1 pseudogene is annotated in these 1048 nt (G+C 71.6%); it reads right to left on the reverse strand.

Going from position 1 to position 1048, the window contains the following annotated elements:
• Positions 1–456 precede the first annotated feature (456 nt).
• Positions 457–839: pseudogene (locus HCC78_RS32720) on the reverse strand (hypothetical protein); the annotation flags it as partial.
• Positions 840–1048: the final 209 nt, after the last annotated feature.

Below are 1048 nucleotides of genomic sequence, written 5' to 3' on the forward strand. Positions count from 1 at the left end.
CGCCCCGGGAAGTATGGCGGCAAGTCTTCGGTCATGGTCGACAACATCTTGGATCGGCAGTTCGACGTCGCGGCGCCGGACAAGGTCTGGGTGGTGTTCGCGGAGCGAGGCATCGAACGGTTGCCCATCGTGGCGCCATTGGTTCGAGCCCGATGGGCGACGGTCCGAGAGAGATGCCGAACGTCCAGATCAATGCCGCGTGCCCGAAGGCACCTTGTTGCACCCTGGTTCTGCCGATCCCGTCTCACGACCGTTGCGCCAAACTTCTCCTTGCCCTCCTCCGCTCCGGCGTCTCGCGGCCGCTGGCCGGCCTTGCGCCGCCGCGGCCGGAACCCGGCAGGTCTCTCCGCTCTTCGTCAGTGCCCGGAGTGGGCCCGCGAGCGCCATGGTTCGAGCGAGCGGGCGAACGCGCGCCGCTCGCGATGCGCTCGGACCGGTGGCGCGTCACCGCTCGCTGTTCGCAAGGGCCACGCGCACAAGCATCGGCGGCTTGCGCTCCGGCATCCGCGCGAGCCAGGTGCCCGGGCGCGCCGAGGCGTGGCTGAGCCGCTTGATGATGACGCTCTTGGCCCCGATGATCGGCAATCGGCGCAGGGAGCGCTCGCCCATCCGCTGCCCGGCAGGGCATTGCGGAACGCAATGTCCCGGGAGGGTCGCCGTGGCGCCCAGCCGCTGCTTTCCGCCCGTCGAGTGCTGCCCCGGCGCGAGCCCGAGCGTCACGCCGGAGGCGTGCCTCCGGCACGGCGCCGCGAAGTCCCGGCCCTTGCGGAAAAGTTCAGGCGGCGGCGCGAGTGTGGCCAGAGCCGTGGCGGTCGGCGGGCCGATGCCGGGGAGTCCGGGCCGGTCCGCGCAAGCGGCAAATCCTCCGGCGGGGTTCTCTCCTCAAACTGTCCGGAGGACAGTTTGAGGAGGGAACGGGCGGAGCCCCTGGGGCCCGGGCGGGCGGAGCCCATCCGGCGGCGGGCGACCTCGCTTTCCCTGGCGCGCCGGGCGATCTCGGCATCCAGGGTCCCGATCTGCCCGTCGAGCTGCGCGAGCGTTGCAGTCA

Source organism: Mangrovicoccus sp. HB161399 (genome assembly GCF_013184745.1).
Taxonomy (GTDB): Bacteria; Pseudomonadota; Alphaproteobacteria; order Rhodobacterales; family Rhodobacteraceae; genus Mangrovicoccus.